This window comes from Microcystis sp. M083S1 (assembly GCF_020246405.1).
GTDB lineage: Bacteria > Cyanobacteriota > Cyanobacteriia > Cyanobacteriales > Microcystaceae > Microcystis > Microcystis aeruginosa_C.
In genome coordinates this window covers 22,213-28,528 of record NZ_JADBTB010000203.1, presented here as the reverse complement: position 1 = coordinate 28,528, position 6,316 = coordinate 22,213, and the positions used below count along the sequence as shown (strand labels likewise).

Genomic DNA, 6,316 nt, shown 5'->3' with positions numbered 1-6,316 from the left:
ATTCTCTCTCCGGGTAATACCCAAACGGAAATGACCAGAAAACTACTGTTTTATGACCGTTATGGTGTGGAAGAATACTACATTTATAATCCCGATAAAAATGATTTGGGTGGCTGTATTCGTCGGGAAAATCGGCTCGAAAGTCTGGAAAATCTCGATAATTGGGTAAGTCCTCGCTTGGGCATTCGTTTTCAATTGGCCCAACCAGAGTTACTCTTGTATTATCCCGATGGTCAACCTTTCACCAGTTACAACGAAGAACGACAACGGGCCGAAACGGAACGACAACGGGCCGAAACGGAACGACAACGGGCCGAAAGGTTAGCGGCAAAACTGCGGGAATTAAATATTAATCCCGAAGAAATTTAAAAAAAATTATCGATTGATGAAGTCGATCGAGATAGTCTCGATACAATGAAAGTAGATAAATATCAAGTCCACTAGCTAGAGTCGCAACAGTAAGCCCAGAAAAAATGCGCTAGGGCAGGGCTGACTAAATCGACGAAGCAATCGCTAAATAGGATTAATTTCCGTCCAATTCTCCCCAATCCTGAACAGGAGAGGCAGAACCGAAGAATTTCTATAAAATTTCGGTAAGGGTGGAAAAATCAAGTAAGTTAGCGTTAGGGCTTAATCTTCGCCACGGAAAGGTAGAACTATGACAGTTTGTGAATATCGGCCAGGTTTAGAAGGAATTCCCGCCGCCCAATCGAGTATCAGCTTTGTGGATGGGCAAAAGGGAATCTTAGAGTATCGGGGCATTCGGATTGAGGAACTCGCCGAAAAAAGTACCTTCCTCGAAACCGCCTATCTCCTTATCTGGGGTGTTCTGCCCACGGGGGCGGAACTGGAAGAATTTGCCGATGAAATCCGTTATCATCGACGCATCAAGTACCGTATCGAAGACATGATGAAATGCTTCCCCGAAAAAGGCCATCCCATGGATGCGCTACAAACTTCGGCGGCGGCTTTGGGTTTATACTATGCCCGTCGGGCTTTGGATAATCCCGAATATATCCGTCAGGCAGTAGTGCGGCTATTAGCGAAAATCCCCACCATGGTGGCGGCGTTTCAATTAATTCGCAAAGGTAATCATCCCATTCAGCCCAATGATAGCCTTGATTATGCGGCCAATTTCCTCTATATGTTGACGGAAAGACGACCGACGGATTTAGCGGCGAAAGTTTTCGATGTCTGTTTGACTCTCCACGCCGAACATACCATGAATGCCTCGACTTTTTCGGCCATGGTGACGGCTTCCACTTTAACCGACCCCTACGGTGTCATCGCTTCAGCAGTGGGAACTCTCGCTGGCCCCCTCCACGGTGGGGCAAACGAGGAAGTATTGTTAATGTTAGAGGAAATCGGTTCGGTGGCTAATGTTCGTCCCTATGTGGAAAAATGTATCGCCAATAAACAAAAAGTTATGGGTTTTGGACACCGGGTATATAAAGTTAAGGATCCCCGAGCGACGATTTTACAAAACCTTGCCGAACAATTATTCGCAGAATTGGGTTCCGATGAATACTACGATATCGCCCTAGAATTAGAACAAGCAGTGGTGGATATCTACGGCGAAAAAGGTATCTATCCTAATGTGGATTTCTATTCGGGATTGGTCTATCGGAAATTAGGCATCCCTAATGATTTATTTACCCCGATTTTTGCCATCTCCCGGGTGGCCGGTTGGTTGGCCCACTGGAAAGAACAATTAAATGCTAACCGCATTTTCCGTCCTACCCAAATCTACACCGGACAACACGATGTCCCCTATACACCGATCGAACAACGTTCTTAGATTTTATCTCCCATTCTTAATGGAAACACGGTTTCTCGCCTTTGTCAATCTCACCTAGGCGAGATTTTTTGTCTCATTTCCTGTTATATTGATGGGGCAAGGAAACAGTCCATCGGCTTTCAGCTTGGTCAGTTTCGGTGTATATAGGGTCTGCTGAAAAAGTTTTTCGGTGGGGGCAGGGTGTGGGGTGTGGGGTGTGGGGTGTGGGGTGTGGGGTGTGGGGTTTTACCGGTTTTGAGGTGGCCAATTACCTAATTTTTAGGGAAAAAGTCCAGGAATTTTCCCCCTGATCACTCCCATACCTGGTACTTTTTGATTGACAAAAAGTCTAAAAGTCTTACCCAACAAGGTTTTTAGATTTATTCAGCAAACCCTATATAGCCAGGCAAGGTCTTTACTTCTAGATAGTCGGATAGAAAAATATTAAAGATTATGGTGAAATTTTGGCGGGGATTAACGGTATTTTTAATTTCTTGTTTATTGCTGATTTCCCTAACTGCTTGTGGTAATCAAGTTAGACGCAATCAAGTGGTCATATCGGTATTAAGTGACCCAAAAACCTTTAATGCTGTTTTATCGGCCGAATCCCCGAATATTTTTGGTTTAACCTACGAAGGACTATTAACAGAAAATCCCATTACTGGCAAAAAAGAACCGGTCTTAGCAGAATCTTGGACAATTTCCGATGATAATTTGAGCATTATTTTTACTATCAGAGAGGGTTTAAAATGGTCGGATGGTCAACCCTTAACCGTTGATGATGTGGTTTTTACCTATAAAGACTTATATCTAAATCCTGATATTCCTAACAACTACCGCGATAGTTTAAGAATAGGATTAAAAAAAGAATTTCCAGTTATCACTAAACTAGATAATCGCAGAATCGAATTTAAACTACCCGAAGCTTTTGCTCCTTTTTTAGATGCTGTCAGTTCACCGATTTTACCTAAACACGCTTTAGAAAAAACTATTCAGAAAAAAAGCCCCGATGGTAGGTTAGAATTTCTCTCCACTTGGGGGTTAGATACTCCTCCCGATAAAATTGTTTTTAATGGTGCTTATAAACTAAAAGAATATATAACGGGACAAAGGATTATTTTTGAGAATAATTCTTACTATTGGAAAAAAGATGCCCAGGGACAACAATTACCTCATATAACTTCAGTAATTTGGGCAATTGTTGAATCTCAGGATACAACTTTACTGCAATTTCGTTCGGGAAGTTTAGATTCTATTGGGGTAACTCCCGAATTTTTCTCCCTCTTAAAAACTGAAGAAGAAAGAGGAAATTTCACTATTTTTAATGGGGGACCTGCCTACGGAACCCAATTTATCGGTTTTAATCTCAATCAAGGAAAACGCGACGGAAAACCCCTAGTAGATCCAATTAAATCCAGGTGGTTTAATAACTTAAATTTCCGTCAAGCTATTGCCTACGGCATTAATCGTCAAAGAATGATTGATGATATCTATCGAGGGTTAGGACAAGAACAAAATTCTTTTCTTTCTATCCAATCGCCTTTTTACGATCAAACCCTGAAAGGTTACGATTATAATCCCGAAAAAGCCAAAGAATTATTATTAGAGGCGGGATTTAAGTATAATAGTGATAATCTGCTAGTCGATGCTGATAATAATCCCGTTAGATTTAACCTGATTACTAATGCGGGTAACAAAATCCGGGAAGCAATTGGGGCACAAATTAAAAATGATTTAGCCGCAATAGGAATTCAAGTGGATTTTCAAGCGATCGCTTTTAGTAATTTAGTTGATAAACTGAGTAATAGTCTAGATTGGGAAGCCCATATTTTAGGTTTTACCGGTGATAACGAACCCCACGCCCCCAATATTTGGTATGTAGATGGAAATCTCCACGCTTTTAACCAACAACCTCAACCCGGCAGCCCGCCGATTCAAGGCTGGCAAGCGGCGGATTGGGAGAAAAAAATCGCCGATTTATACGTCAAAGGTTCCCAAGAATTAGACTTTGAGAAGCGCAAAGTTATCTATAATGAAATTCAACAACTTCAACAGGAATACGTCCCGTTTATTTATCTAGTTAATCCCCTCGCTTTGGGGGCTGTGCGTAACTGCTTTGAAGGAATACAATTTTCCGCCTTGGGTGGAGCATTCTGGAATCTAGAAGAATTAAAGAAAACCTGTGGAGGTGTTTAATGACTCATTTTGGCATTCTTTGTCCCACCGCTTCTGGACATATTAATCCTCTCCTACCTTTAGGAAAAGAATTACAAAAACGCGGTCATAAAGTTACCTGTTTTCTAACTCTTGATGGTGAAGAAATGGTGCAAGCAGCCGGGTTAGATTTTCAGGCAATTGCACCCGACAAATATCCGAAAGGCACATCAGCCAAAAGTTTAGCCGAAATTGGTCAATTACGGGGAACAGCCGCCGTCCGTCGCACGGTACAATCAGTGACTAATTCTACCGCTGCCCTCTTTGAAACTATCCCTCAAGAGATGCGTCGCTTGGGAATTGATGCCCTAATTGTCGATCAAGTCTCCCCCTCAGGGGGTACAATCGCAGAAAAATTAGCTATTCCCTTTGTCAGTTTTGCTGGGGCATTGGTTTTAAATCGTGACCCGCTTATTCCGCCCTTTATGACTACTTGGGACTATAATCCCTCATTTATCGGGGTTATTCGCAATAAAATTGGCTATAAACTCCTTGACTCTCTGACTCGTCCCCTGAATGAGTTAATCAACCGGCAACGTCAAGAATGGGGGTTAATTCCCTATCAAAACATCAATCAACGCTATTCACCCATCGCCCAAATTAGCCAACAACCTGCCGAATTCGAGTTTCCTCGGTCAAATTTACCCGCTCACTTTCACTTTACGGGTCCCTTTCACGATTCCTCCACCAGAAAAACGATTCCTTTTCCCTACGAAAAATTAACCGGACAACCCTTGATTTATGCTTCCCTCGGTACAATTCAAAATCGCCTACAATCGGCCTTTAATGCGATCGCCGAAGCCTGTGCCGATTTGCCGGTACAATTAGTTTTATCCTTGGGCAATACCGACTCTAACATTCAAATAACCACCAAAAACGCCCTAGTTGTTCCCTACGCTCCCCAATTAGAGCTTTTAACCAGAGCCTCTCTTACTATCACCCACGCAGGCTTAAATACTACCCTAGAATCCCTAGCGCAAGCTGTACCGATGGTGGCCATTCCCATCGCTAACGACCAACCGGGGGTATCTGCTCGGATAAAATGGTCGGGTACAGGGGAAGTGATTCCGATTTCCCGTCTAGAAGCTCCCCGTTTACGAAAGGCGATTGAAAAGGTCTTATCCTTCCCCAGTTACCGAGAAAATGCCCTGAGAATGCAAAAAGCACTACAGAAGACTGGAGGAGTGAAAATGGCCGCCGATATCGTCGAAAAAGCCATTTCTACTGGCCAACCCGTCCTATCGGTATAATAACCAGGGTCTGCTAAAAAAGTTTTTCCTGCGGACAGGGTGTCGGGTGTCGGGTTTTAAAAACGTTATCGAAAACAATTGACAAAAATCGCCCTTTATAACCCGTCCATGGCCTAACACAAACCGAAGAACCATAAAGATTAGATTGAACATTTCTGGGATTTCTGTCTAACAGCAATGGTCAGCGGTGATGAATGAACTAGAACATCGCCGCTTCATCGTGTTAGCTGGCTTGTGCTTAGAGTGTAAGTTTGCGGAGAAATCATGCGTATAGTAACTGATTATTAATACTATCAACAGTCAACGTGTTGACTAAAACACCAACCCGTTGCACGACCTCGTAGGCAGTTTTCTGAGGGACAACAATAATTCCACAATGTTCTCTGCCTTCCTCTATGAATTGAAGATGCAATCGTTCAAAATCAACTCGGTTGTGGGTGACAAGACATCTACCTAAAGAAGCTGCAAATTCTAATTGTTCGCTGTCAGTTTTGCCCAAAGTTGACTGCTCAGGAACAGTGGTGACATCTAAACCACGAGAACGCAGAAGTGTTGCAACTAACGCCGACATATCTTCGTCCATGTAAAGCGAAGCAAATATGCTCATAGCTTACCCAAAGCTGCCTTTACAGAAGGATGCACCAACTCATCGGGGACTTGGTTACGTTCAATGTACTCGTTAATTTCTGCTTGATGATCCAAATAAAAACTCAAGGCATCGAACACTTGTGCTAAGGTCAAATGAGGTAAATGAGTTGGAATTTCCTCTGGCATCACACCTAATCGCCACAGACCTACGATTGCGCGAATAGATGTGCGAGTGCCTTCAATAATTGGCTCTCCACCTAAAATCTCATTGTTTCTGGTGACATAACGTGAAAGAGTGATAATCGTCATGGAATTAGGTCTCTTAGGGAAATCGCTAATTCTATTTTAGTCAGGGACAGACATGACTTGATCATGGCATCTAGTCGCTAGAGGAATCCTAGGCTAGATGTTTTTTCGGCAACTTAACCTAAGACTGGCTCTAATAGTTTGACTAGAAAAAAAAGAGGTGCGTTACATTTCATTAACT

At 42.8% G+C, this 6,316-nt stretch carries 5 protein-coding genes and 1 pseudogene; 4 read left to right on the top strand and 2 right to left on the bottom strand.

Going from position 1 to position 6,316, the window contains the following annotated elements:
- The 4 genes and pseudogenes from IM450_RS18690 to IM450_RS18675 form a co-directional block, all read left to right on the top strand.
- Positions 1 to 369, top strand: a pseudogene (locus IM450_RS18690) (Uma2 family endonuclease); the annotation flags it as partial.
- Between the two features lie 289 nt (positions 370 to 658).
- Positions 659 to 1,798, top strand: coding sequence for a citrate synthase (locus IM450_RS18685; RefSeq protein WP_287668350.1), 1,140 nt, complete (start codon positions 659 to 661; stop codon positions 1,796 to 1,798).
- A 432-nt stretch (positions 1,799 to 2,230) separates the two neighbouring features.
- Positions 2,231 to 3,973: an ABC transporter substrate-binding protein gene (locus tag IM450_RS18680; RefSeq protein WP_287668352.1), complete on the top strand. Its 1,743-nt coding sequence runs from the start codon at positions 2,231 to 2,233 to the stop codon at positions 3,971 to 3,973.
- The gene (locus IM450_RS18675; RefSeq protein ID WP_287668354.1) at positions 3,973 to 5,241 is read left to right on the top strand and encodes a glycosyltransferase; all 1,269 of its coding nucleotides are present in this window, start codon (positions 3,973 to 3,975) and stop codon (positions 5,239 to 5,241) included. The genes IM450_RS18680 and IM450_RS18675 overlap by 1 nt, the downstream gene beginning before the upstream one ends.
- A gap of 262 nt (positions 5,242 to 5,503) precedes the next feature.
- Here IM450_RS18675 and IM450_RS18670 read toward each other — a convergent pair whose 3' ends face one another.
- Positions 5,504 to 5,824 carry a DUF5615 family PIN-like protein gene (locus tag IM450_RS18670; RefSeq protein WP_283159908.1) on the bottom strand — a complete coding sequence of 107 codons (321 nt, stop codon included), beginning with the start codon at positions 5,822 to 5,824 and terminating at the stop codon, positions 5,504 to 5,506.
- 20 nt (positions 5,825 to 5,844) lie between these two features.
- The gene (locus IM450_RS18665) at positions 5,845 to 6,138 is read right to left on the bottom strand and encodes a DUF433 domain-containing protein (RefSeq protein ID WP_002794978.1); all 294 of its coding nucleotides are present in this window, start codon (positions 6,136 to 6,138) and stop codon (positions 5,845 to 5,847) included.
- Positions 6,139 to 6,316: the final 178 nt, after the last annotated feature.

Excerpts from the sequence above, each read along its gene's own strand:
- IM450_RS18680 (WP_287668352.1), top strand. The coding sequence starts at position 2,231 with ATGGTGAAATTTTGGCGGGGATTAACGGTATTTTTAATTTCTTGTTTA.
- IM450_RS18665 (WP_002794978.1), bottom strand. The coding sequence starts at position 6,138 with ATGACGATTATCACTCTTTCACGTTATGTCACCAGAAACAATGAGATT.
- IM450_RS18685 (WP_287668350.1), top strand. The coding sequence starts at position 659 with ATGACAGTTTGTGAATATCGGCCAGGTTTAGAAGGAATTCCCGCCGCC.
- IM450_RS18670 (WP_283159908.1), bottom strand. The coding sequence starts at position 5,824 with ATGGACGAAGATATGTCGGCGTTAGTTGCAACACTTCTGCGTTCTCGT.
- IM450_RS18675 (WP_287668354.1), top strand. The coding sequence starts at position 3,973 with ATGACTCATTTTGGCATTCTTTGTCCCACCGCTTCTGGACATATTAAT.